Source organism: Amycolatopsis mediterranei, assembly GCF_026017845.1.
Classification (GTDB): domain Bacteria; phylum Actinomycetota; class Actinomycetes; order Mycobacteriales; family Pseudonocardiaceae; genus Amycolatopsis; species Amycolatopsis mediterranei.
This window is the reverse complement of record NZ_CP100416.1, coordinates 281,724-302,639: the sequence shown is the minus strand read 5'-3', so window position 1 is coordinate 302,639 and position 20,916 is coordinate 281,724. Positions and strand designations below refer to the sequence as shown.

Annotated in this window: 26 protein-coding genes; 13 read left to right on the top strand and 13 right to left on the bottom strand. The window is 71.5% G+C overall.

Annotation, left to right across the window (positions count from 1 at the left end):
• Positions 1-79 precede the first annotated feature (79 nt).
• The 3 genes from ISP_RS01510 to ISP_RS01500 all read left to right on the top strand — a co-directional run bounded on the left by ISP_RS01510 (position 80) and on the right by ISP_RS01500 (position 3,715).
• A complete protein-coding gene (locus tag ISP_RS01510) occupies positions 80-625 on the top strand; it encodes a PadR family transcriptional regulator (protein WP_013222261.1) in 546 nt (181 codons plus the stop codon).
• Positions 626-698: 73 nt separating this feature from the next.
• Positions 699-2,711: an NADPH-dependent 2,4-dienoyl-CoA reductase gene (locus ISP_RS01505; protein WP_013222260.1), complete on the top strand. Its 2,013-nt coding sequence runs from the start codon at positions 699-701 to the stop codon at positions 2,709-2,711.
• A 26-nt stretch (positions 2,712-2,737) separates the two neighbouring features.
• Positions 2,738-3,715 (top strand): prephenate dehydrogenase, encoded by a 978-nt coding sequence (locus ISP_RS01500; RefSeq protein ID WP_265049895.1) that lies wholly within the window; start codon positions 2,738-2,740, stop codon positions 3,713-3,715.
• On the opposite strand, the gene ISP_RS01495 is transcribed toward ISP_RS01500, so the two are convergent.
• Together ISP_RS01495 and ISP_RS01490 are read right to left on the bottom strand one after the other, a co-directional pair.
• Positions 3,716-3,919 (bottom strand): antitoxin, encoded by a 204-nt coding sequence (locus ISP_RS01495; protein ID WP_013222258.1) that lies wholly within the window; start codon positions 3,917-3,919, stop codon positions 3,716-3,718. It abuts the gene before it with no gap.
• Between the two features lie 23 nt (positions 3,920-3,942).
• Complete coding sequence (locus ISP_RS01490) at positions 3,943-5,910, bottom strand: FUSC family protein (RefSeq protein ID WP_013222257.1); 1,968 nt, start codon at positions 5,908-5,910, stop codon at positions 3,943-3,945.
• 68 nt (positions 5,911-5,978) lie between these two features.
• On the opposite strand from ISP_RS01490, the gene ISP_RS01485 reads away from it, so the two are divergent.
• Positions 5,979-6,428, top strand: a complete 450-nt coding sequence (locus tag ISP_RS01485) for an SRPBCC family protein (protein ID WP_013222256.1) — start codon at positions 5,979-5,981, stop codon at positions 6,426-6,428.
• A gap of 114 nt (positions 6,429-6,542) precedes the next feature.
• On the top strand, positions 6,543-7,292 hold the full coding sequence (locus ISP_RS01480; RefSeq protein ID WP_013222255.1) for a polysaccharide deacetylase family protein: 750 nt from the start codon (positions 6,543-6,545) through the stop codon (positions 7,290-7,292).
• Here the strand turns inward: ISP_RS01480 and ISP_RS01475 are convergent.
• From ISP_RS01475 to ISP_RS01460, 4 genes are all read right to left on the bottom strand, one after another.
• Positions 7,289-7,768, bottom strand: coding sequence for a hypothetical protein (locus tag ISP_RS01475; RefSeq protein WP_013222254.1), 480 nt, complete (start codon positions 7,766-7,768; stop codon positions 7,289-7,291). The two genes, ISP_RS01480 and ISP_RS01475, sit on opposite strands and share 4 nt — an antisense overlap.
• On the bottom strand, positions 7,765-8,370 hold the full coding sequence (locus tag ISP_RS01470; protein ID WP_013222253.1) for an RNA polymerase sigma factor: 606 nt from the start codon (positions 8,368-8,370) through the stop codon (positions 7,765-7,767). Before ISP_RS01470 ends, ISP_RS01475 begins: the two co-directional genes overlap by 4 nt.
• Positions 8,371-8,786: 416 nt before the next feature.
• Entirely contained in the window at positions 8,787-9,452 is a 666-nt protein-coding gene (locus tag ISP_RS01465) for an SGNH/GDSL hydrolase family protein (RefSeq protein WP_013222252.1), read from the bottom strand.
• Between the two features lie 9 nt (positions 9,453-9,461).
• The gene (locus ISP_RS01460) at positions 9,462-10,070 is read right to left on the bottom strand and encodes an NAD(P)-dependent oxidoreductase (protein ID WP_013222251.1); all 609 of its coding nucleotides are present in this window, start codon (positions 10,068-10,070) and stop codon (positions 9,462-9,464) included.
• An 83-nt stretch (positions 10,071-10,153) separates the two neighbouring features.
• On the opposite strand from ISP_RS01460, the gene ISP_RS01455 reads away from it, so the two are divergent.
• Positions 10,154-10,717, top strand: a complete 564-nt coding sequence (locus tag ISP_RS01455; protein ID WP_013222250.1) for a TetR/AcrR family transcriptional regulator — start codon at positions 10,154-10,156, stop codon at positions 10,715-10,717.
• Here the strand turns inward: ISP_RS01455 and ISP_RS01450 are convergent.
• On the bottom strand, positions 10,714-11,202 hold the full coding sequence (locus tag ISP_RS01450) for a GbsR/MarR family transcriptional regulator (RefSeq protein WP_013222249.1): 489 nt from the start codon (positions 11,200-11,202) through the stop codon (positions 10,714-10,716). The genes ISP_RS01455 and ISP_RS01450 overlap by 4 nt on opposite strands.
• A 93-nt stretch (positions 11,203-11,295) precedes the next feature.
• Between ISP_RS01450 and ISP_RS01445 the strand changes: the two genes are divergently transcribed.
• Both ISP_RS01445 and ISP_RS01440 read left to right on the top strand, forming a co-directional pair.
• Complete coding sequence (locus tag ISP_RS01445) at positions 11,296-12,192, top strand: ABC transporter ATP-binding protein (protein WP_013222248.1); 897 nt, start codon at positions 11,296-11,298, stop codon at positions 12,190-12,192.
• Positions 12,189-13,823, top strand: a complete 1,635-nt coding sequence (locus ISP_RS01440) for an ABC transporter permease (RefSeq protein WP_013222247.1) — start codon at positions 12,189-12,191, stop codon at positions 13,821-13,823. The genes ISP_RS01445 and ISP_RS01440 overlap by 4 nt, the downstream gene beginning before the upstream one ends.
• On the opposite strand, the gene ISP_RS01435 is transcribed toward ISP_RS01440, so the two are convergent.
• Together ISP_RS01435 and ISP_RS01430 are read right to left on the bottom strand one after the other, a co-directional pair.
• The gene (locus ISP_RS01435) at positions 13,820-14,287 is read right to left on the bottom strand and encodes a hypothetical protein (RefSeq protein WP_014466528.1); all 468 of its coding nucleotides are present in this window, start codon (positions 14,285-14,287) and stop codon (positions 13,820-13,822) included. The genes ISP_RS01440 and ISP_RS01435 overlap by 4 nt on opposite strands.
• 38 nt (positions 14,288-14,325) lie before the next feature.
• Entirely contained in the window at positions 14,326-14,658 is a 333-nt protein-coding gene (locus ISP_RS01430; RefSeq protein ID WP_176742104.1) for a hypothetical protein, read from the bottom strand.
• A gap of 140 nt (positions 14,659-14,798) precedes the next feature.
• Here ISP_RS01430 and ISP_RS01425 point away from each other — a divergent pair, with 140 nt between their 5' ends.
• Positions 14,799-16,025: an MFS transporter gene (locus ISP_RS01425; protein WP_013222244.1), complete on the top strand. Its 1,227-nt coding sequence runs from the start codon at positions 14,799-14,801 to the stop codon at positions 16,023-16,025.
• Here the strand turns inward: ISP_RS01425 and ISP_RS01420 are convergent.
• Positions 15,967-16,539 (bottom strand): TetR/AcrR family transcriptional regulator, encoded by a 573-nt coding sequence (locus tag ISP_RS01420; protein ID WP_014466526.1) that lies wholly within the window; start codon positions 16,537-16,539, stop codon positions 15,967-15,969. The two genes, ISP_RS01425 and ISP_RS01420, sit on opposite strands and share 59 nt — an antisense overlap.
• 95 nt (positions 16,540-16,634) lie before the next feature.
• Here ISP_RS01420 and ISP_RS01415 point away from each other — a divergent pair, with 95 nt between their 5' ends.
• Positions 16,635-17,066 carry a nuclear transport factor 2 family protein gene (locus tag ISP_RS01415; protein ID WP_013222243.1) on the top strand — a complete coding sequence of 144 codons (432 nt, stop codon included), beginning with the start codon at positions 16,635-16,637 and terminating at the stop codon, positions 17,064-17,066.
• A 272-nt stretch (positions 17,067-17,338) separates the two neighbouring features.
• On the opposite strand, the gene ISP_RS01410 is transcribed toward ISP_RS01415, so the two are convergent.
• The 3 genes from ISP_RS01410 to ISP_RS01400 all read right to left on the bottom strand — a co-directional run bounded on the left by ISP_RS01410 (position 17,339) and on the right by ISP_RS01400 (position 19,067).
• Positions 17,339-18,127: a metal-dependent hydrolase gene (locus ISP_RS01410; RefSeq protein ID WP_034284974.1), complete on the bottom strand. Its 789-nt coding sequence runs from the start codon at positions 18,125-18,127 to the stop codon at positions 17,339-17,341.
• Between the two features lie 59 nt (positions 18,128-18,186).
• Positions 18,187-18,540, bottom strand: coding sequence for an STAS domain-containing protein (locus ISP_RS01405; protein WP_003078104.1), 354 nt, complete (start codon positions 18,538-18,540; stop codon positions 18,187-18,189).
• Between the two features lie 218 nt (positions 18,541-18,758).
• Complete coding sequence (locus tag ISP_RS01400) at positions 18,759-19,067, bottom strand: WhiB family transcriptional regulator (RefSeq protein WP_013222241.1); 309 nt, start codon at positions 19,065-19,067, stop codon at positions 18,759-18,761.
• Positions 19,068-19,230: 163 nt separating this feature from the next.
• On the opposite strand from ISP_RS01400, the gene ISP_RS01395 reads away from it, so the two are divergent.
• The 3 genes from ISP_RS01395 (at position 19,231) to ISP_RS01385 (ending at position 20,905) form a co-directional block, all read left to right on the top strand.
• On the top strand, positions 19,231-19,647 hold the full coding sequence (locus ISP_RS01395; RefSeq protein ID WP_013222240.1) for an ATP-binding protein: 417 nt from the start codon (positions 19,231-19,233) through the stop codon (positions 19,645-19,647).
• A complete protein-coding gene (locus ISP_RS01390) occupies positions 19,644-20,423 on the top strand; it encodes a SigB/SigF/SigG family RNA polymerase sigma factor (RefSeq protein ID WP_013222239.1) in 780 nt (259 codons plus the stop codon). The genes ISP_RS01395 and ISP_RS01390 overlap by 4 nt, the downstream gene beginning before the upstream one ends.
• Before the next feature lie 62 nt (positions 20,424-20,485).
• The gene (locus ISP_RS01385) at positions 20,486-20,905 is read left to right on the top strand and encodes an ATP-binding protein (RefSeq protein ID WP_013222238.1); all 420 of its coding nucleotides are present in this window, start codon (positions 20,486-20,488) and stop codon (positions 20,903-20,905) included.
• The last annotated feature ends 11 nt before the right edge of the window (positions 20,906-20,916 follow it).

The window sequence follows — 20,916 nt, the reverse complement described above, 5'->3', positions numbered from 1 at the left end:
ACCCGATTTGCCTGACCCGCAGGGGTGAAGTGATGCGCGCCTCGTTGCACTGCAACTAGTTGCATAGCACCCTCCGAGGATGGCACTGGAGCACGCGATCCTCGTCTCGCTGTCCGAGCGCGCCGGTTCGGGCTACGAGCTCACGCGCCGCTTCGAGAAGTCGATCGGCCTCTTCTGGAGCGCCACCCACCAGCAGATCTACCGCGTGCTGAAGCGGATGGAAGAGGCCGGCTGGGTGGCCGTCGACGTCGTCGCGCAGTCGGGGCGGCCGGACAAGAAGGTCTACACGGTCAGCGACCGCGGCCGCGCCGAACTCGTCCGGTGGCTGGCCGAGCCCGATCCAAGCGCCGGGCCGGTCGAGCTGGCCGTGAAGATCCGCGGCGCCACCTTCGGCGATCCGGCGAAGGTGGCCGAAGAGATCGTCCGGCACCGCGCGAAGCACGCCGAACGCCTCGACGTCTACCGCCAGATCGAGAAGCGCGACTTCCCCGCGCCGGCGGCCCTGACCGGCCGGCACCTGCACCAGTACCTGGTCCTGCGCGGCGGCATCCGCGTCGAAGAGGGCCAGGTCGAGTGGTTCGACGAAGTCCTCACCGCCCTTCACCACCCCAAGGACGCCCGATGAACGAGCTTGCGAGTGAATCATTCAACACAGAGCCGCCGCGAATGCGGTCGCTGAGCGCCGGCGAGGCGACAGCGTGAGCCCGTACCCGCACCTGCTCAGCCCGCTCGACCTCGGCTTCACGACGCTGCGCAACCGCGTGCTGATGGGCTCGATGCACACCGGGCTCGAGGACAAGGCTGCGCACTTCCCCGCCCTGGCCGAGTACTACGCCGAACGCGCCCGCGGCGGCGTCGGGCTCATCGTCACCGGCGGCTTCGCCCCGAACCGCACCGGCTGGCTGCTGCCGCTCGCGTCCAAGCTGACGACGTCCGCGGAGGCCAAGCGGCACCGGCAGCTCACCACGCCGGTGCACGAAGCCGGCGGCAAGATCGCGCTGCAGATCCTGCACGCCGGCCGGTACGCCTACCACCCGCTGAGCGTGTCGGCGTCGAGCATCAAGGCGCCGATCAACCCGTTCCGGCCGCGCGCGCTCACCGGTTACGGCGTGCGTCAGCAGATCCGCGCCTTCGCCGACTGCGCCGCTCTCGCGCGCGAAGCGGGCTACGACGGCATCGAGATCATGGGCTCCGAGGGCTACCTGATCAACCAGTTCCTGGCCGAGCGCACCAACAAGCGCACCGACGCCTGGGGCGGCACGCCGGAGAAGCGCCGCCGGTTCGCCGTCGAGATCGTCAAGCGCACCAGGGAAAAGGCCGGCGACGACTTCATCATCATCTACCGGCTCTCGATGCTCGACCTCGTCCCGGGCGGCCAGCGCTGGGAAGACGTCGTCGCGCTCGCCCAGGAGGTCGAGGCCGCCGGCGCGACGATCATCAACACCGGCATCGGCTGGCACGAAGCCCGCGTGCCGACGATCGTGACGTCGGTGCCGCGCGCCGCCTTCACCTGGGTGACCGGGAAACTCAAGCCGCACGTGACCATCCCGGTCGTCACGTCGAACCGGATCAACATGCCGCAGGTCGCCGAGGAAGCCTTGAGCAGCGGCGACGCCGATCTCGTGTCGATGGCGCGGCCGTTCCTCGCCGATCCCGAATGGATCCGGAAGGCCGAGACCGGCCGCGACGACGAGATCAACACCTGCATCGCCTGCAACCAGGCCTGCCTCGACCACGCCTTCAAGCGCAAGCTCGTGTCCTGCATGGTGAATCCGCGGGCCGGCCACGAAACGACGTTGACGCTCGCGCCGGCCCGGCGGACGAAGCACGTCGCCGTCGTGGGAGCCGGGCCGGCCGGGCTGGCGGCGGCGACCGCGCTGGCCGAACGCGGGCACAGCGTCGAACTGTTCGAGGCCGACGCCGAAATCGGCGGCCAGTTCGGCATCGCGCGGAAGATCCCCGGCAAGGAGGAGTTCGCCGAGACCATCCGCTACTACCGGCGGCGGCTCGAAGTGACCGGGGTGAAGCTGCACCTCGGAAAGCGCGTGGCCGCGGCCGAACTCACCGGCTTCGACGAAGTCGTGCTGGCCACCGGGGTCGCGCCGCGCGTCCCGTCGCTGCCCGGGATCGACCACCCGAAGGTGCTGTCCTACGTCGACGTCGTCAAGCACGGCAAGCCGGTCGGCGAGCGGGTCGCGGTGATCGGGGCCGGCGGCATCGGCGTCGACGTCAGCGAGTTCCTCACGCACACGAGTTCGCCCGCGCTCGACCTCGACGCGTGGCTGGCCGAATGGGGTGTCACCGACCCGGAACAGGCGGCGGGCGGGCTCGGCACGCCGCGGCCCGAGCCGTCGCCGCGGCAGGTCTTCCTGTTGCAGCGCAAGAAGTCCGGCATCGGCGCCGGGCTCGGCAAGACGTCCGGCTGGGTGCACCGGGCCGCGCTCAAGGCGAAGAAGGTCGAACAGCTCACCGGCGTGACCTACGAGCGGATCGACGACGACGGCCTGCACATCACCGTCGACGGCGAGCCGCGGCTGCTGGACGTCGACACGGTCGTCGTCTGCGCCGGTCAGGAGCCCGTGCGGGACCTCGCCGACGACCTGCGCGCGGCCGGGCTGCCGGTGCACCTGATCGGCGGGGCCGACGTCGCCGCGGAACTCGACGCGAAGCGCGCGATCGACCAGGGAACGAGGCTCGCCGCCGCGCTGTAGCCCGATAAGCGTCCGGCACTGGCAGGATGAACCCCGTGCGAGACGTATGCGTGATCGGGCTCGGGCTGATCGGCGGGTCACTGCTGCGCGCGGCGGCCGCCCACGGCCGCACGGCGTGGGGTGCCGCGGTTTCCGAAGTGGACGCCGACGCGGCGAGCAGAGCGGGCTACGACGTCACGACCGACGTCGAAGCGGCCCTGCACCGGGCCGCGGCCGAAGACGCGATGGTCGTGCTCGCCGTGCCGCTCCCGGCCGTCGAAGACCTGCTGCGCCTGGTCAACCAGCACGCTTCGCACTGCCTGCTCACCGACGTGACCAGCGTGAAAGCGCCGGTGCTGGACGCGGTCCGCCGTCGCGTGCCGTACACGCGGTACGTCGGCGGGCACCCGATGGCGGGAACGTCGAACTCCGGCTGGCTGGCCGGGGACGCCACGCTGTTCCAGGGCGCCGCGTGGGTGGTCGCCGTCGAGGAGGACACCGACCTCGACGCCTGGGCGGAGGTGGCGAAGCTCGTGCTGGACATCGGGGCGCACGTGGTCCCGCTGCCCGCGGAGTCGCACGACGAGGCCGTCGCCCGGATTTCGCACCTGCCGCACCTGCTGGCGGCGATCCTGGCCACGATCGGCGCCGAGGGCGGCCCGCTGGCGATGTCGCTGGCCGCCGGGTCCTACCGCGATGGCACGCGCGTGGCCGGCTCGAACCCGCAGCTCGTCCGCGCGATGACCGAAGGCAACCGGGACGCCCTGCTGCCGATCGTCGACGAAGCGCTCGGCCGGCTCGGCGCCGCCCGCGGTTCGCTGGCCTCGACCGGCGGGCTCGCCGCCACGATCAACGCGGGATACGAAGGCGCGCAAGCACTGGCCGCCAGCCTGGACGTCGAACGGGCCGGGGTCCGGATCAGCCTGGCCGCGCCGGACGCGCGGCAAGGACTGATCGCACTGGGCGAACGCGGCGGCCGGATCACCGGCCTGGCGGACGGGATCGCGACCGGCGAAGTCCAGTAGCTACCGCGGGGCGTCCGGGGTGTCGTCGAACTTGTTGAGGAAGTCCTTCGCCTTCTCGACACCGCTGTCGATTTGGCCGTCGTGGCCGGCGAACTTCGACTTCGCGAAGTCGGCGGCCTTGTCGAGGCCCTCCTCGATCTTGTCGTTGTGCTCCCGCAGGGCCTCTTCGGCCTTGCCCTTCAACGCTTCGAAGTCGATTCCCATGGGTGCATTGAACCGCACGGACGTTACGTGCGCCGGTGGTAGGGCAGGAACCGCCGGACGAGCCCCAGGGGTGCGCGTTCGGCCAGGTCGGGGCCGCGGACGGCGTCGAACGCCGACTCCAGCTGGTCGACCACGCCGGACAGCTGCGGAGCGTCCGGCAGCGGCATCGACCGCGGCGCGCGCTGCTCCCGGACGGCCGACGCGAGTTCCCCCAGCGCGGCCGTCAGCAGCTCGACGTCGGCCGGGGCCGGCGGCGGCACACCCCGCCCGATCGTCACGCCGACTTCGGTGACGGCGTCCGCGACCCGCTCCTGCGCGGCGATCACCGGCCACCACGCCACCGCCTGGCGGCCGTGCGCGGACGGCTCGACGACGGCCTGCTGGAACGCCGTCCGCAGGTCGGCCAGGGCCCGGTAGGCCCCGCGCCGCGCCCGGGACCGCGCCAGCCGTGCCTCCCCGGACGACGCTTCGACCAGCGCGTGGGAGACGTACTTCGCGACCGCGTCCAGGCCGTCGGCCAGGCGCCCGCCCACCCGCGGGCGCCGGCTGCCGGGCCACAGCAGGTAGCCGAAGACGAGCACGATCACGCAGCCCAGCACGGTGTCGACCAGCCGTGCCAGCACCACGCTCCAGTTCCCGGTGTGGGCCAGGCCCATCTGCAGGATGATCAACGGCGTCACGAAGGCGCTCTGGATGCCGTAGTTGCGCACCTTCCCCACCGCGATGCCGCCGGCGAAGATCGCGCTGAGCACCACCAGAACCCAGCCGTTCGCGCCGAGACCGAGCACCGCGGCGCCGATCCCGACGCCGATGACCGTGCCGATGCCCCGCAGCACCGCGCGGCCGAAGACGGATCCGAAGTCGGGCTTGAGCACGATGCCGACGGTCAGGGTGATCCAGTACGACCGTTCCAGCGGCACGAGCAGGCCGACGACCTCGGCGATCGCGACGCACAGCGTCAGCCGCAGCGCGGCGATCCAGGTCAGCGGGCCGGACGCCAGCGAGGCCGCCCACTCCCGCAGCCGGCGGTGCCACGGCGTCGGCAGCCGTCGCTTGCGGTCGTCGCCCTTGCCGATCCGCACGAGCCCCGCGTAGAGCGCGGCGAGCACCGGGTCGGGGTCGCCGGGTGGCACCGGCGGCGGGGCCGGCAGCGGCTGGCCGGCCAGCACCGCGGCCGAAAGCGCGACGAAGTGGTCGATCACCTCCGCGGCCGGGCGGCGGCCCGCGTTGACCATCGCCACCGACGCCTCGACGGCGGGTGTCGTCGCCGAAAGCAGGTTGAGCAGGTGCCGGTAGGCGGCGTCGCGGCCGGACAGCCACGAGCGCGCGGTGAGCAACTGGTCGTAGGCGGTGTTCATCGCCGTGGTCAGCCGGTGGCGGGCGACCCGGGAGACGGCTTCGTCGGTCGCCGACAGCATCGCGGCCAGCTCGACGTAGACGTGCGCGACGGCGGTGCGTTCGGGGCTGGTCGCCCGGACCGTCCAGGTGACGAGCGCGACCAGGAGGCTCCAGGCGGCGCCGAGGCAGAAGCAGCCGAAGAGGACCTCGACGCGGACGCCGGTCGCGTGCTGCCCGGTGGCGATCACACAGAACACGAGCATCTGCAGCCCGGCAACCGAGGCGTTGCTCCCGGCCGCGCTGATCACCGCGGACACCGCCGCGACCAGGATCACCGTGGGCATCGACAGCGCCGGGGTACCGCCGGTGAGCAGCCCGGCGAGGTAGCCCGCGGTCGCGGCGAGCGTCGCGCCGCCGAGCCGCCGGGCGCGGTAGCGGTAGGGCCCGGCCGATTCGGACAGCACGGCGGGCAGGGCCCCGGTCGAGATGAGCGCGCCGACGGCGATGTCCCCCGCCGCGTACGCGATCGCGAGCGGCACGGCCAGCGCGACCACGGCCCGGGCGACCATGTTCCACGGCACCGGCACCGGCGTGCTGCGCAGGAGCTGGACGAGCCAGTGCGGCGCGGCGAGGTCGGGGCGCGGCGTGCTCACCCCCTCATCTTGACCTACGCCCCCGGAGACGATTGATTATCAGTCTGTCAACAAAGTGGGAGGTTCCGGTGGGTCGCAAGTACTCGTACGAGGTCAACCGCACGAGCACCGCCCCGCCGGAGGCGCTGTTCGCGCTCGAAGCGGACGGCCCGCGCTGGGCGGAGTGGGGAAAACCACTCATCGTCCAGGCCCGCTGGGCCCGGCGCGGCACCACCGAACCCGACGGCGTGGGCGCCGTCCGCGAGGTCGGGATGTGGCCGGTGCTGATCCGCGAGGAGACCCTCGAGTACGAGCCCGGCCGCAAGCACGTGTACGCCTTCGCGGGCGGCAAGCCGATCAAGGACTACCGCGCCGAAGTGCTGTTCACGCCGACCGACGGCGGCGGCACGCACCTGCGGTGGACCGGTTCGTTCACCGAGCCGGTCAAGGGCACCGGGCCGGCGCTGGCCGCCACGCTCCGGATCGTGATCCGGCTGTTCTCGGCCAAGCTGGTCAAGGCGGCCGAAACCGGGCGCTGAGCCGGGTGGCTCCGGCCACAGGAGATCCTCCGGCGCAACGTTCCCCCACCCTCCCGCGTCACTCTTTCGGGTAGTACACGAAGGGGGGAAGGCGTGAGGAAGCGCTTGACAGCCGTGGTCGCCGCGGCAGCACTGGCCTTGACCGGGTGTTCGGGCCACGAGCCGGATCAGCGGGAGTCCGCCACGAGCCAGCCGAACCCGGCGCCGCAGGGCTTGAACCCCGACGTGAAGACGTCCGGTCCCTACCCGTTCGGCACGGTCCAGCAGAAGGTGCCGCCGATCGAAAACGGCCAGGTCCCGCTGATCCGCCGGATCACCACCGACAAGCCGTACGTCTTCCTCACCATGGACGACGGCGCGGTGCAGGACCCCGACGCGCTGAAGCTGATGCAGCAGAACGGGACCCACCCGGTGCTGTTCCTGAACCAGAAGTACGTGAAGGGCCACGAGGCCTACTTCAAGCAGATCCTCGACGCCACCGGCGCCACGCTCGGCGACCACACGGTCAGCCACCCGAACCTCAAGGGCAAGCCGTACGAGTTCCAGCGCAAGGAGATCTGCGACGACGCCGACGACTTCCAGCGCGACCTCGGCGTGCGCCCGTCGCTGTTCCGGCCGCCGTTCGGCAACTACGACCAGAACACGCTGCGCGCGGCGGCCGCCTGCGGGATGCGCGCCTCGGTGCTGTGGACGGCCGCGGTCAACGACGGGGTCGTCCAGTTCCAGTCCGGCGACAAGCTCAAGTCCGGTGACATCGTGCTGATGCACTTCCGGAAGACCTTCAAAGAGGACTACACGGCGTTCGTGGAGCGGGCCAAGAAGGACGGGCTCACGCCCGTCCCCCTGGCCGACTTCCTCGGTTAGAGCACGACCGTCGGCGTCACGACGGTCCGGCGGCACGACACGTCCCCGAGGTGCACGAGGATCTGCGTCGTCCCGCGCGGCACGTTGTCCAGCACGAACCGGCCGCCTTCGTCGGCCGTCGTGGACGACGTGCCGTGCTCGGCCACGCGGACCTCGACGCCGTACTGGCCGGCCGGGACCAGCCAGCCGTCGATGCGGTGCAGCTTGCCCATCTTGGTCAGGTTGATCATCACCGTCAGGTCGCTGACCGTGAACGTGATCGTGCCGGTGCCGCCACCGCGGACCCCGGCCAGATCGTCCAGCCGCTCCCAGCGGGCGACCTCGACATCGAGGTCTTCGAGTGCGAGCGCGAATTGGACCCGCTGCACCAAGTCACCCGGTGGCGGGTCCAGTTCGTCGAGAAAACGGCCGATGTCGGCCAGCAGTACGTCGTCACCGAAGGAGGCTTGGCCCCCCGGCGCCCCGAGGTCGTTCATCGGCTTCCCCCTTCACTGGCGAGGAGATCGCGCATCTGGTCGAGGCAGCGACCCCTGGTCGGGCCGACACTGCCGCGCGGCATGCGCAGGGCCTCGGCGACGAGCTGGTACTCCGCACGACCCGCGAGCACGGTCAGCCGGAGCAGTTCCTGACAGCGGTGGGGCAGCCGGACGAAGGCGCGCCAGACCCGGCGGTCGCGGTCGGCGCGGACGGCTTCGTCTTCGGGTGCCGGTTGGGTGCTCGGCATCGTTTCGGCGACCTCGTCGCTCAACGGCACCGGCTGCATGCGGCGGCCGAACGGGTGGGTGGCCTCGCGGCGGGTGGTGGTGATCAGCCAGGCGGCGAGGGCCTTGGGGTCGCGGAGCTTGCCGAGCTGGCTGAACAACGCCAGCCAGACGGTCTGGACGACGTCTTCGGCGACCGCGCGGTCGAGCCCGTTGGCCCGGGCGACGTGCCAGACGAGCGGGGTCAGCTCTTCGACGAGGCGGGCCATCGCCCGGCGGTCACCGTCCCTGGCGGCCTGCATGCACGCAGCGTGCAGCTCGGCGCCGGTCAGGCCCTCCCACGGCGGATCTACCTCTGTGGTTTGCACGTCGGTCACCGTATCTGCCCCTCTTCGGAAGAGTCTTCCAGTCGGCAATGGCAGTATCGCGGGTCCTTCGGGGGGAAGGAGCGTGCAGGTGGATCTCGGATACATCAAGGTCACTTACTTTGTCGGTCGTGCACTACCGGTCAATGGCAATCGCGGGAGGTACCGGCCGACGCGGTGAACCCGCGCCGACCGGTACTCCCCTCCCTCAAGGACCCGCTCCCCAACGGGCCCCGCCGGATGTCCCCTCCCCCGAAGGGCACCCGGCCGACGGTGTCCGGAAGCCCCCTCGGCTCCCGGTCACCGCGTTCACTCGAACGCGACACCCCCTGTCGTGTTCCTTCGTGCTTGGCTGCTCCACAGGACGCAGTGGGGGCACCGCCAGATACCCGAACCGGCAAATTATTTTGAGAATCGACGCAGAGCGGCTAACTGATCACCGCGTGTGCCAGCGTTCCGGCCCAGCGGGCGTAGCCGGCGGCCCCGGGGTGGAACCGGTCGCTCGCGAAGGCGGCCGGGTCGAGCAGGGCGGGATCCATCCGGACGTGCCGGACGCCGGGGATCCTCTCGAGCGTTGCGGTCGCGTGGTCGAGAGCGGTCGAGCGGGCCGAAAGGACGTCGCGCAGCGGGCGCGGCAGGGCCGGGAAGCGGGCCATCGGCGGCACCCCGGCCAGCAGGACGTCGACCGGGCCGAGCCGCCGGCGCAGCTCGAGCACCAGGCGCAGGAGGTCACGGCGGTAGCCCGCGGCCGTCCGGAGCTCGATGGTGTCGTTGACGCCGAGGGCGATCACGACCAGGTCGGCCGGGCGGACCTCGGGAACGAGCTCGGCGCGGACCACCCGGGCGTTGGCGCCGGTCCGGCCGACCGCCTGCCAGCGCACCGCCCGGCCGTCGCGGGCCAGCTCGCGGGCGAGGCAGCCGGTGAGCGCTTCCTCGTGGTCCGCCGCGCCGACCCCGTCCACCGTGGATTCCCCGAGCACGGCCAGCCGGAAGGGCTCGCCGTGCCCCGGGACGAGTCCCTCTGTGGGACCGGCCGCGCCCGGCAGCCGTGGGGTCTTGCGCTTGACGTACAAAGCCTGAGCGAGGAGCACCATGGCTCGACGCTAGCCGTGGGCGATCGAAACCTTCCGCCTGATCAGCGTGGGGTCCGCCACGGCGTCGAGCAGGTACGCGGCGACGTCGGCGCGCCGGATGGTGAACGTGCGGACGTTCCCGTCGAGCCGGCTCGCGACCTTGCCCGTGCGCGGCCCGTTCAGCAGCATCGGCGGCCGGACGATCGTCCAGTCGAGATCGGTCGCTTCGACGACCGCCTCCATCGCGAGCATGTCCGCCCAGCCGTGTTTCAGCACGCGGTTGAGCAGCGGCTTCACGAGCGAGCGCGTGAAGAAGCCGTCTCCCTCGGTGTGCATGCCGCTGGCGCTGACGACCAGCAGGCGCTTCGCCCCGGCTTCGATCGCCGCGCGGGCGCCGTCCACGCAGACCGTGGTCGGCCCGCGGTCGCGGGAGCCGACCGCCGAGATCACCGCGTCGCGGCCCTCGACGGCGGCCGCCAGCTTCTCGTGGTCCGGAAACCCGGCGACCACGACCCGGGCCGGCAGCTTCAGCTTGGCGGGGTCGCGGACCACGGCCGTGACGTCCCAGCCGCGGTCCAGCGCCTGCTTGACGACCTCCCCGCCGACGCCGCCGGTCGCCCCCAGCACGGTGATCTTCATGGGTCTCCTCCTCGGTTAGTGAACACTCACCAGGTAGGGTGAGTGTTCACTAACCAGGCTGAGAACGCACTCAGGGAGCCGCCATGGGAAGCCGCGAAGAGATCGTCGCCGCGGCCGCGAAGGTCATGCGCGAGCAGGGCTACGCCCACGCGACGACCAAGGTCATCGCGCAGACCGCGGGGTACTCGGAGGCGCTGCTCTACAAGCACTTCCGCGACAAGACCGACCTGTTCCGCAGCGTGCTGGCCGAAGAACTGCCCGCCCTGGGCGCCACCTTGGCCGAGCTGACCGCGGACCCCGGGCAGGCGCCGCTGCGGGACAACCTCGTCCGGGTGGCCCGGCTCGGCCTGGCGTTCTACGTCGACAGCTTCCCGATCGCCGTCTCGATGTTCTCGTCACGGGAACTGCTGCGCTCACACCGGGAGCGGTTGCGCGGGCACGGTCCGCACCTGCCCGTGCGGGCGGTCGCGGGCTACCTGCGCGCCGAGCAGGCACTGGGCCGGCTCAAGGCGGACACCGACGTCGAGGCAGCCGCGGCCCTGCTCCTCGGCGCGTGCTTCCAGCAGGCCTTCCTGGCCACCTTCGAAGAGACCGAGCCTGCCGACCAGGCCGAGCGGCTCGCGGACGTCCTGCTCGCCGGCCTCTAGGCGTTCTTCTCTTCGTGGAGCTTGTGCCAGCGCTCGTACATGCGGTTGAGCTCCTCGAGCATGAACGACAGGAAATCCCGCATCTCGGCGAGCCGCCTGCCCGAGGGGGTGTCCTCACCCAGGGCGTCGATGCCGTTCTCCGCCGCGTCGCGCCACATGGTGATCATGCGGTCGCGCTTCATGAACGTGGCGTACCAGAGGTCGTCGTAAAGGCGGTAGTGGTCGCGGCGCTCGCCGGGCTCGCGCTCCTTGGCGACCAGGCCGATCTGCTCGAGGTAGCGCACCGCGCCGGAAACGGCGGCCGGGCTGACCTGCAGCTGCGCGGCCAGGTCGGCGGCGGTCAGCCGGCCTTCGTCGGTGGTCATCAGCGCGGCGAACACCCGCGCGGGCATGCGCTGCATGCCGATCTGCGAAAGCACGAGCCCGAGGCTCTCGACGTACCGGCGGACGGCGTCTTCATCTCGCTTCGTGTCAGGCGTCGTCATCGGTCCATTCTCCCGTACCCCTCCCCCGCGATCACTCGATCCAGACATTTTCTTAACTTCACAACTTCGTGAAGCGAGTGTAGCTTCCGAACCATGGACAACGCCATTTCGGTCACCGGCCTGCACAAGTCGTTCGGCCGGACCAAGGCCCTCGACGGCCTCAACCTGCAGGTACCCGCCGGGGAGGTGCACGGCTTCCTGGGCCCGAACGGCGCCGGGAAGTCGACCACCGTCCGGGTCCTGCTCGGCCTGCTCCACGCGGACGCGGGGGACGTCCGGCTGCTCGGCGGCAACCCCTGGAAGGACGCCGCGAGCCTGCACCGCCGCCTGGCCTACGTGCCCGGCGACGTCAACCTCTGGCCCAACCTCTCCGGCGGCGAGGTGATCGACCTGCTCGGGCGCCTGCGCGGCGGCCTGGACGAGAAGCGCCGAGCCGAGCTCGTCGAGCGCTTCGACCTCGACCCGAAGAAGAAGGGACGGACGTACTCGAAGGGCAACCGGCAGAAGGTCGCCATCGTCGCGGCGCTCGCCTCCCGCGTCGACCTGCTGATCCTCGACGAGCCGACGTCCGGCCTCGACCCGCTGATGGAAGCGACGTTCCAGTACGCCATCCAGGAGGAGCGCGAGCAGGGCCGGACCGTGCTGCTCTCCAGCCACATCCTCGCCGAGGTCGAGGCGCTGTGCGACAAGGTCAGCATCATCCGGAACGGCCGCACGGTCGAGTCCGGCACGCTCGCCGAGCTGCGGCACCTGACCCGGACGTCGATCACCGCCGAGCTCGCCGGCCCGCCGAACGGGCTCACCCGGCTGAGCAACATCCACGACCTCAAGATCGAGGGCAACCGCGTCCGCTTCGACGTCGAGACGCGCTCCCTCGACGAAGCCCTGCGGCAGCTGACCGAGGTCGGCGTCCGCAGCCTGGTCAGCCAGCCGCCGACACTGGAGGAGCTGTTCCTGCGCCACTACACCACCGCAGCGAGCGCGAAATGACCGCGACGCTCGACCGTCCCGCCGTCGTCGCGCCCGCCCACGAACTGGCCGGCACCTGGCACCTCATCCGGCTCGCGCTGCGCCGCGACCGGGTCATCCTGCCGATCTGGATCGTGCTGCTCAGCGTCGTCCCGGCGAGCACGGTCAAGACGTTCACGCAGTTCTACCCGACCGTCGCCGACCGGCTCGCCCTGCAGGCGGGCGCGAACGCCAACCCCTCCTACGCCCTGCTCTACGGGCCGCCGTTCGACCTCACCACGGCCGGCGGGTTCATCGCCTGGCGCATGTGCGGCTTCCTCGCGCTGCTCACCGGACTGATGGTCGTCTTCACGGTCACCCGGCACACCCGCGCCGAGGAGGACACCGGGCGCGCGGAACTGCTCGCGTCCGCGGTGGTCGGCCGGTACGCGGCGCTGACGGCGGCGCTGCTGGTGGCCGGCGGCGCGAGCGTGCTGACCGGGCTGATCCAGGCGGTCACGATGATCGGCGCCGGCCTGCCCGCGGCCGGTTCGCTGGCCTTCGGCGCTTCCGAAGCCTTGGCAGGACTGGTGTTCACCGCGGTGGCGGCGGTCGCCGTCCAGCTGGCCGAGTACTCCCGGACCGCCAACGGCATCGGGACCGCCGTGGTCGGCGCCGCGTTCCTGCTGCGCGGCGCCGGAGACTCCACTGTGGACGCTCGTTGGCTGTCCTGGCTCTCGCCGATCGGCTGGGTGCAGCAGGTCCGGGCGTTCGCCGGGGAACGCTGGTGGGTGCTTCTGCTGCCGGTGGTCTTCGCGCTGGTCGCCGGCGGGATCGGGTACTGGCTGCTGCCCCGCCGCGACGTCGGCGTCGGCTTCCTGCCGCCGCGCCCGGGGCCGGCTCGCGCCGCGGCGAGCCTGCGATCGCCGTTCGCGCTCGCCTGGCGGCTGCACCGCGGCCCGCTGCTCGGCTGGACGATCGGCACGGCCGTGGTCGGCGCGGTGTTCGGGTCGATCGCCAGCGGCATCGGCGGCCTGGTCGGCTCGAGCCCGCAGGCGCAGCAGATCATGGCGCGGCTGGGCGGCAGCCACGCGCTGACGCAGGCGTTCCTCGCCGCGATGGCCGGGATGTTCGCCATGGTCGCGTCGCTGTACGGCGTCCAGGCGGTGCTGCGGATGCGCGGCGAAGAGACCGCGATCCGGCTCGAGCCGGTGCTGGCCACCAGCGTGGGCCGGCTGCGCTGGGCGGGCAGCCACCTGGTGTTCGCCTTCTTCGGCACGGCGGTGCTGCTGCTGTCGGGCGGGGTGTTCATGGGCCTGGCCAACGGGCTGCGCACCGGTGACGTCGGCGGCTCGCTCGCGGACACCCTCGCCGGGATGCTGGTCCAGTTGCCCGCGACCTGGGTGGTGGTCGCGCTCGCGGTGGCGATCTTCGGGGTGCTGCCGGGCTTTTCGGCCGCGGCGTGGGCCGTCGGTGCGCTGGCGCTGCTGCTGAGCCTGTTCGGCCCGATCCTCGACCTGCCGCAGGCGGTGCTGGACGTCTCGCCGTTCCAGCACCCGCCGAAGATCCCCGGTCAGGCGTTCACCGAGACGCCGCTCGTCTGGCTCCTGGCGGTGGCCATCGTCGCCCTGGTCGCCGGTCTGGCCGGCTGGAAGCGCCGCGACGTCGGCTAACGCACCCGCAGCTCGTGGCCGGCACCGGCCACGAGCTGCGCCTGCGGGCCGGCCTTTCCGCAGGCGGGGCCGTTCGGCTCGGTGAAGGACGGCTTCACCTCGACGGTGTGCGGTTTTCCGTCGTCGAACCGGACGGTGACCTTCACCGGTTCGGCGGGCAGATCCGGGATCGTCGCGAAGCCGTGAAGACCGCCGGTCGGGACCATCGAAGTGCCGCACGAGCTGTCCGGGCCGGTGCCCGTGCAGGTCGTCGCGCCCGCCGACGTCTCGGGGTAGAGGCCGACCTCGTGCGTGCCGCACCGGTCGCGCCAGCACGCTTCGAGCGTCGCTTTCGAGATGCCGTCCGGCGACGGGATCGACAGGCTGATGCCGACCGGGACGCCGATCGCCGTGCAGGCGACCTCCGGTCCGGTACAACCGGCCGTCACGGCGGCGAGCATCGCGAACCCCAGTACGTAACGCATGCCGACCAGACGGCGCCGGCCGCCGCCGGGTTGCACCGTCAGTCGCGCCAGATCGAGGTCAGCGGCAAGGGGGACGAAGTCGAGGTCGGCGTGACGGAGGTGACCGAGGTCGCCGGCGGCAGGGTGACCTCGACGACGCTGGTGGTGGTCGTCGCCGGCGGCGTCTCGACCGAGGTGACGGTGGCGGCCGGCGCGGACTCGGTGACCGTGACGGGCACCGCGGAAACGGTCCTCGTCGGCGGCGGATCGGTGGTCTCGGCGGTGCGCGGAGCGGGCCGCCCGGCGACGAGCGTGGCCGCCACCAGCAATCCGGTGGCGAAGCCCGCGAGGCCGGTGACCGCGGCGGAGCCCCAGGTAGGTCGGCTGGTCATCCGGGCACCCCCTCGCCACGTGCAGCGCAGGTACGAGGACTAACTCGCCTTGATCTTACGTCGTGTTACCCGATGTGCACCTGGAGCCGGGTCGGCTCAACTTTCTTGCGTGGAGTGCGCGCACGTGCCAGCTTGGATCCATGGGGGTATTGCGGAACCGGGACTTCCGGCGCCTCTGGCTCGCCGACCTCGCGAGCCAGCTCGGCAGCCGGATCGACGTCCTGGCGGTGCCGTTGCTCGCGGTCACCGTGCTCGACGCGCCGGTCTTCGAGGTCTCCTTGCTGCGGACCGCGGCGACGCTGCCGTACCTGGTGCTCGGCCTGCAGGTCGGCGTGTGGTGCGACCGGATCCGCCACCGGCCGGTGCTCATCGCCGCCGACGCCGGGCGGGCCGTGCTGATCGCCTCGGTCCCGGTCGCCGCCCTGTTCGGCGTGCTCGGCATGGCCCAGCTGCTCGCCGTGGTCCTCGGCGTCGGCCTGCTCGGCGTCTTCTTCGACGTCGCCCACCAGACCTACGTCCCGCAGCTGGTGCGGCTCGAGCAGCTGCCGGAAGCCAACACCCGGCTGCAGACGAACCGGTCGCTGGCGGCGGTCGCGGGCCCCGGCCTCGCCGGGGTGATCGTCCAGGCGCTGGGCACCGCGGCGGCGCTGGCGGCGGACGCTGTCAGCTACCTGTGGTCGGCCCTCTGGCTGCGCCGGATCGAGACGCCGGACAGGCGGCCCGAGCCGCGGGAACGGCGGTTGCTGCGCGAAATCGGCGAAGGGCTGCGACTGGTCCGTGACGACCGCGTCCTGCTGGCGATCAGCGCGCACGGCGCCGTGTCGAGCTTCTTCCAGTCGGCCCACCTGGCGATCGTGATCGTCTTCCTCGCCCGGGAGGTCGGGCTCTCGCCCTGGGTGATCGGCGTGCTCGGCACGGCGTCGCTGACCGGCGCCCTCACCGCCGGGCTGACCGCGCGGTGGCTCGGGGACCGGATCGGCCAGGCGCGGGCCCTGTGGGGTGCGGCGGTGCTCTTCGGCCTGGCGTACCAGTTCTACCCGTTCACCGGACGCGGCTGGGCGCTCGCCTGCTACGTCGTCGCCGGGTTCTTCAGCAGCTACAGCGTGATCGTGCTGAGCGTTTTCGGCGTGAGCTTCCAGCAAGCCGTCACGCCGCCGGAGCTGCTGGGCCGGGTCAACGCCATCTCCCAGACGTTGGTGTTCGGCATCGTGCCGCTCGGCAGCCTGCTCGGCGGCACGCTGGCCGGCACGGTCGGCATGCGGGCAACGCTGCACATCGCGGCGGCCGGCGTGCTGGCTTCGGCGGCGATCATGGTGTGGTCGCCGCTGCGGAAGCTGCGCGATCTGACGCCCGCAGACCGTCGATGACCACGCGAACCAGGTGCGCGCTCCCGGGCGCGTACCGCTCGACGGCGAGGCAGCCGACGATGAGCGCCCGCAGGTCGTCGCCGTCGATGTCGGGGCGGACGGCGCCGGCGGCCTGCGCCCGGGCGAGCAGCTCGGCCAGCGCGGCGCGGAACTCGTCGCCGGCGCCGGCCTTGAGGGCGTGCTCCCCGGACTCGGCGAGGGCGTCGCAGATGGCGCGGTTGAGCGACGCCTGCTTGATGACCCGGACGAAGTAGTCGACGAAGACCGCACCGGGGTCTTCGGCGGTGGCGAGCGCGCGGGCTTCCTCGGCGAACTGCTGGATCCGTTCGAGGACGACGGCCTGGAACAGGGCTTCCTTGCTGGGGAAGTGCCGGTAGACGGTGCCGGCCCCGACACCGGCGAGCCGCGCGATGTCATCGAGCGGCACGGCGAGGCCATCGAGCGCGAAGGCCTCTTCGGCGGCGGCCAGCACCTTGGCCCGGTTGCGCCGCGCGTCGGCGCGCATCTTCTCCATCACGTCTCCTCGTTGACAACCGGAGCGGGAACTCCGTATCGTCCTAAGCGGGTCCACCGTTCCGATTCAACGTCCAGTCTTCCAGGAGAATTCCGATGCCGCGCACCGTGCCCGAAATCGCCGCCTTGGTCCGTTCGGGGTTGTCCACCTTGGACGTCGCCCCGTTCGCTTCGCTCTTCGCCGCCGACGCGGTGTACGAAGTCCCGTTCCTGGGGGAGCGGATCGAAGGCCGCGAGGCAGTCGTGGCGACGTTGACGGCCGGAGGTGTCCGGGCGCGAGCAGCGGGGCTGACGAAAGCGCAGGTCACCACCACCCTGGCGGAGTCGGGCTTCGTGGTGGAGCTGGTGGTCTCCGGCCCGGGGATCGAGTTCCCGTCGTCAGTGGGGCTCATCACCGTCGTGGAGGGTGAGATCACTTCGTACCGCGATTACCCGGACACTTCGGCGGCGGCCAAGCTCGCAAGGTCCTCGAACCCTGAGGGCGGCGAGCGAGTTGTCAAGGCGGAATCGCCGCAAATCGCGGAGTAGTCCACATCGGCTTGCGTTGTCCACAGATTTGCCGGGGACCCGTTTTTGCAGGCCAGGGGCGATAAACTGGACCAGGGGACGCCCCCCGGGATAGGGCGGGGGCTGCTCTTGGGACGGCGGGCGGCCTCGAAGGCCGCAACTCCGCCCGTCGGCGCCGGTGGCCGAATTCGACCGCATGACGCAGGCCGGCGAAGCAGCCCACGTCATGGATTCTCATCGTCCAAAACGGACACACCGCCTACCCGGGGACTACGCGGTGGCCGCCGAACGGATCAAGGCGTGGTCGCCTGCTGGCTCGACGGCGGGATGAACAGCCGCTCGAAGGTGCTCACCGTGTGCTCCCACACCCCCGGGACCAGCAGCACCCCGAGCAGCGCGAACACCGGGAAGATCAGCCGCTTCTCGACCTTCTTGCCGGTCCGGAAGCGCAGCACCCGCGGCGGCCGGATCTCGTACCACGTCTCGCCGGCGATCGGGATGGGGAACAGGAACGGGCACCCGGCTTCGGTCAGCGCGTCACCCAGGCAGTGGGTCAGGCACCCGGCCGCGACGGCGATCCCGAGCCAGCCCGAAATGGACGCCAGTTCACCCGCCCGATCGGGGGGAGCCGTGAAGAACCACCACGCCACCGCGGCGCCGCTCACCGGGAGGAGCCAGTCGCCCAGGGCGCCTTCGGCCAGCATCAGCCCGAAGACGACCACGCCCACCACGGCCCAGGGGCCGCCTTCGGTGGTGCCCCACGAGGTCAGCAGGCCCAGGCCAGCCGCGAACAGGACGGTGTGGGACAGGTGGCGGTGTTTGCCGGAGACGTTCTCGTCCCGCGGGCCCTTCGTCAGCGCGTAGAAGCCCGCCGAGACGCGGCGCAGCAGCCAGGACAACGCGCCCGTCAGCCAGCCGAGGAGGCGGGACGCGCTCGCTCCGGGGTGGTCGAGGTCCGGCAGCAGGGCGAAGCCCGCCGTGGTCGCCGCGAAGACGACCGCCTGGTGCACCGAACCCGCCCCCACCGCGGGCGCCAGGGCCAAGCCCGCGCACCAGCCGGTCAGGGCATGCGTCCGCCCCATCATCGTGCCGCCCCCAGGTTCCGCGAACCGAAATCAGTCCGCGGAACCGTAGCGGGCGGTCAGGCTTGGGGGTCTTCCGACACGCTCAGGTGTTCGGCCACGCCGGTGAGCTCGATCACGCGGCTCACCGCGGGGCTGGGGACGACCGCGAGTTCGACATCCTGCTCGCCGGCCTGGCGTTGTGCGCGGAGCACCACGTTCAGCGCGGAGGAATCGAAGAAGGTCACCCCGGTCAGATCGGCCACGACCCGCTGCGCGCGCTTGTCCGCGATCAGCCCGGCGAGGGCCTCCTGCAGCTGCGGACTGGTCAGCAGGTCGAGCTCGCCGGTGACCACCACCCGGGGTTCCGTCGCGTCGGTGTCCAGCGTGATGCCGAACCCGGGCGGGGTGGCGTTCTGGTCGGCTGCGGGCATGCAGTTTCTCCTCGTCAGGCGCTGCTCCTGCGCCGGGTACGCGCCTGTTGTCTCAAGCGGCAACCGTGTCACCGTGCCTTCCCAAAGCTTGCGCCGGGCACGGTCAAGGCAACTCCGGGGCCAACCCTAACCCAGGAAGCGACCGCGCCCGCCACGGCCGCCACCCTTTCGCCTGTACTGCTCACCGACGATCAAATCCTGCCTGCTCAGCGCTCTGCTCAGTGCGCACTCATGGTCTTCCGCGCCGCCCTGCGCTGGCGCAGGAACAGCTGGCGCCGCTCGATCTCCCCGAGGCCGCCCCAGATGCCGTACGGCTCCTGTACGGTCATCGCGTGTTTGCGGCACTGGGCCAGCACCGGGCAGGCCTGGCAGATGGCCTTCGCCCGCGCTTCGCGCCGCTCTCGCGCCGAACCCCGCTCGTTGTCGGTGTGGAAGAAAAGGCTGCTGTCCGCACCCCGGCACGAGCCGCGCAGCTGCCATTCCCACTCTTCAGCAACCACGTTGGGCAGCCGGCTCACGTCAGCCATGTCGTCCCCGCCTTTCCCAGGATCAGCATGTCGACCGCTACATGCCCGCCGGTGGAGCGGATCAAACCCGGGTTTGGTTTGCTCACACCACGGGCATCTCGCTGACCGGGCGTGGCAGACACCGCCGATCCCCGGCAGCGCGAGTGCGGAGAAAGGAACAAACGTGGAGGACAACGCCCCGCTCGTCCCGGAAGGTGCGCAGGTGATCGAGGTGCGAACGGCCGCGATCCCGCACGTCGTGCCCACGCTGCGGACCATCGTGGCCGACATCGCGATGCGCCAGGACTTCGACCTCGACGCCGTCGAGGACCTCCGGATGGCGGTGGACGAAGCCTGCTCGCTGCTGCTCCCCGCGAGCTCGGACGGCAGGCTGACCTGTGTCTTCTCCTGGAACGGGCCGCGCATCGAGGTCTCCGTGTCGGTGCTGGCCGACAGCGCCGACCACGAGGACGACGCCGGCCTGTCGTGGCAGCTGCTGACCGCCCTCGCGACGACGGCCGAGCGCACGATCACCCCGGAGAACGGCCGCTACCTGTCCCGGGTGGACCTCGTCCGGGAGAGCCAGGCGGCGGACTCGTGAGCGATCCCGCCGGGAGCAGCGGGAACGACCTCGACGTCGGCGCGCTGTTCACCCGTCTCGCTGCCCTGCCGGCGGACTCGCCGGAGCGCGAACGCATCCGCGACACCCTCGTGCGCACGCACCTGGAGCTGGCGCGGAACCTGGCCCGGAAGTTCCGCAACCGCGACGAGGCGATGGAGGACCTGGTCCAGATCGCCACGGTCGGGCTCATCCACGCCGTCGACCGGTTCGACCCCGCGCAGGGGACGGACTTCCTGGCGTTCGCCGTGCCCACCATCTCCGGCGAGCTGCGGCACCACTTCCGGGACAACAGCTGGTCGGTGCGGGTGCCGCGGCGGCTCAAGGAGCTGAACGCGAACATCTCGGCCGCGCGCGAAGAGCTCACCGTGCAGCTCTCGCGTGCCCCGAAGCCGAGTGAGATCGCCGCGCGGCTCGGGGTGCCCATCGAAGACGTCTACGAGGGCCTCCGCGCCGGTCAAGGCCGCTACGGCGCCTCGCTGGACCACCTGCTGGAGAACGCTGCGCACACCCGCTTCGGGGCGCCGGACGCCGAGCTCGGCCAGGCGGAGCTGCGCGAGGCGCTGCGCCCGATGCTGGAGAGCCTGCCGGAGCGGGAGCGCAAGATCGTCGCGCTGCGGTTCGGCTCGGGGATGAGCCAGTCGGACATCGCCCGCCGTGTCGGGGTGTCCCAGATGCAGGTGTCGCGGCTGCTGGCCGCGACGCTGAAGAAACTGCGGTCCGGCTTGGACGAATCCGAGCTGGCCGACGGCACCTGATTAGCCGATCGGCCGCTTGGGTACTTGGCGGGCGGTACCGAACTCACTGGGAGGGGGACCGGATGACGACGTCGAGGACGCCGCAGCGTACAGCCACGGCCGCCGCCCCCCTGAGGGTGCTCCTCCCCGCCGACGTCACGGCGCCGGCGCTGGCCCGGCACGAGGTCCGGGCGGCGCTGCTCCGGCTCGGCGTGGGCGAACGGCAGCTCGAGGACATCCTGCTGGCCACGTCGGAGCTGGTCACCAACGCCTTCGAGCACGGCGAACGGCCTCAGCGGCTCGAGCTCGAGTACGCCGCCGGCCGGCTGACGCTGCGGGTGCACGACACCGGCCGGATGCTGCCCGAGCTGCGGGCGCCGTCCCCCGCCGAGGCGCGCAGCCGCGGGCTCGTCCTGGTGCAGGCGCTGTCGCTGGACTGGGGCTTCGAACGCTGCCCCGGCGGCAAGTACGTCTGGGCGGTCTTCCCGCTGCCGGACGCCTGATCAGCACGTTT

Bases quoted from the DNA above. Each gene is read 5' to 3' on its own strand.
- ISP_RS01430 (WP_176742104.1), bottom strand. From the start codon at position 14,658: ATGACCAGCCGACCTACCTGGGGCTCCGCCGCGGTCACCGGCCTCGCG.
- ISP_RS01415 (WP_013222243.1), top strand. From the start codon at position 16,635: ATGCCGCGCACCGTGCCCGAAATCGCCGCCTTGGTCCGTTCGGGGTTG.
- ISP_RS01445 (WP_013222248.1), top strand. From the start codon at position 11,296: ATGGACAACGCCATTTCGGTCACCGGCCTGCACAAGTCGTTCGGCCGG.
- ISP_RS01475 (WP_013222254.1), bottom strand. From the start codon at position 7,768: ATGAACGACCTCGGGGCGCCGGGGGGCCAAGCCTCCTTCGGTGACGAC.
- ISP_RS01460 (WP_013222251.1), bottom strand. From the start codon at position 10,070: ATGAAGATCACCGTGCTGGGGGCGACCGGCGGCGTCGGCGGGGAGGTC.
- ISP_RS01510 (WP_013222261.1), top strand. From the start codon at position 80: ATGGCACTGGAGCACGCGATCCTCGTCTCGCTGTCCGAGCGCGCCGGT.
- ISP_RS01455 (WP_013222250.1), top strand. From the start codon at position 10,154: ATGGGAAGCCGCGAAGAGATCGTCGCCGCGGCCGCGAAGGTCATGCGC.
- ISP_RS01405 (WP_003078104.1), bottom strand. From the start codon at position 18,540: ATGCCCGCAGCCGACCAGAACGCCACCCCGCCCGGGTTCGGCATCACG.
- ISP_RS01425 (WP_013222244.1), top strand. From the start codon at position 14,799: ATGGGGGTATTGCGGAACCGGGACTTCCGGCGCCTCTGGCTCGCCGAC.
- ISP_RS01435 (WP_014466528.1), bottom strand. From the start codon at position 14,287: ATGCGTTACGTACTGGGGTTCGCGATGCTCGCCGCCGTGACGGCCGGT.
- ISP_RS01465 (WP_013222252.1), bottom strand. From the start codon at position 9,452: ATGGTGCTCCTCGCTCAGGCTTTGTACGTCAAGCGCAAGACCCCACGG.
- ISP_RS01450 (WP_013222249.1), bottom strand. From the start codon at position 11,202: ATGACGACGCCTGACACGAAGCGAGATGAAGACGCCGTCCGCCGGTAC.
- ISP_RS01400 (WP_013222241.1), bottom strand. From the start codon at position 19,067: ATGGCTGACGTGAGCCGGCTGCCCAACGTGGTTGCTGAAGAGTGGGAA.
- ISP_RS01495 (WP_013222258.1), bottom strand. From the start codon at position 3,919: ATGGGAATCGACTTCGAAGCGTTGAAGGGCAAGGCCGAAGAGGCCCTG.
- ISP_RS01385 (WP_013222238.1), top strand. From the start codon at position 20,486: ATGACGACGTCGAGGACGCCGCAGCGTACAGCCACGGCCGCCGCCCCC.
- ISP_RS01420 (WP_014466526.1), bottom strand. From the start codon at position 16,539: ATGGAGAAGATGCGCGCCGACGCGCGGCGCAACCGGGCCAAGGTGCTG.
- ISP_RS01410 (WP_034284974.1), bottom strand. From the start codon at position 18,127: ATGGGGCGGACGCATGCCCTGACCGGCTGGTGCGCGGGCTTGGCCCTG.
- ISP_RS01440 (WP_013222247.1), top strand. From the start codon at position 12,189: ATGACCGCGACGCTCGACCGTCCCGCCGTCGTCGCGCCCGCCCACGAA.
- ISP_RS01500 (WP_265049895.1), top strand. From the start codon at position 2,738: ATGAACCCCGTGCGAGACGTATGCGTGATCGGGCTCGGGCTGATCGGC.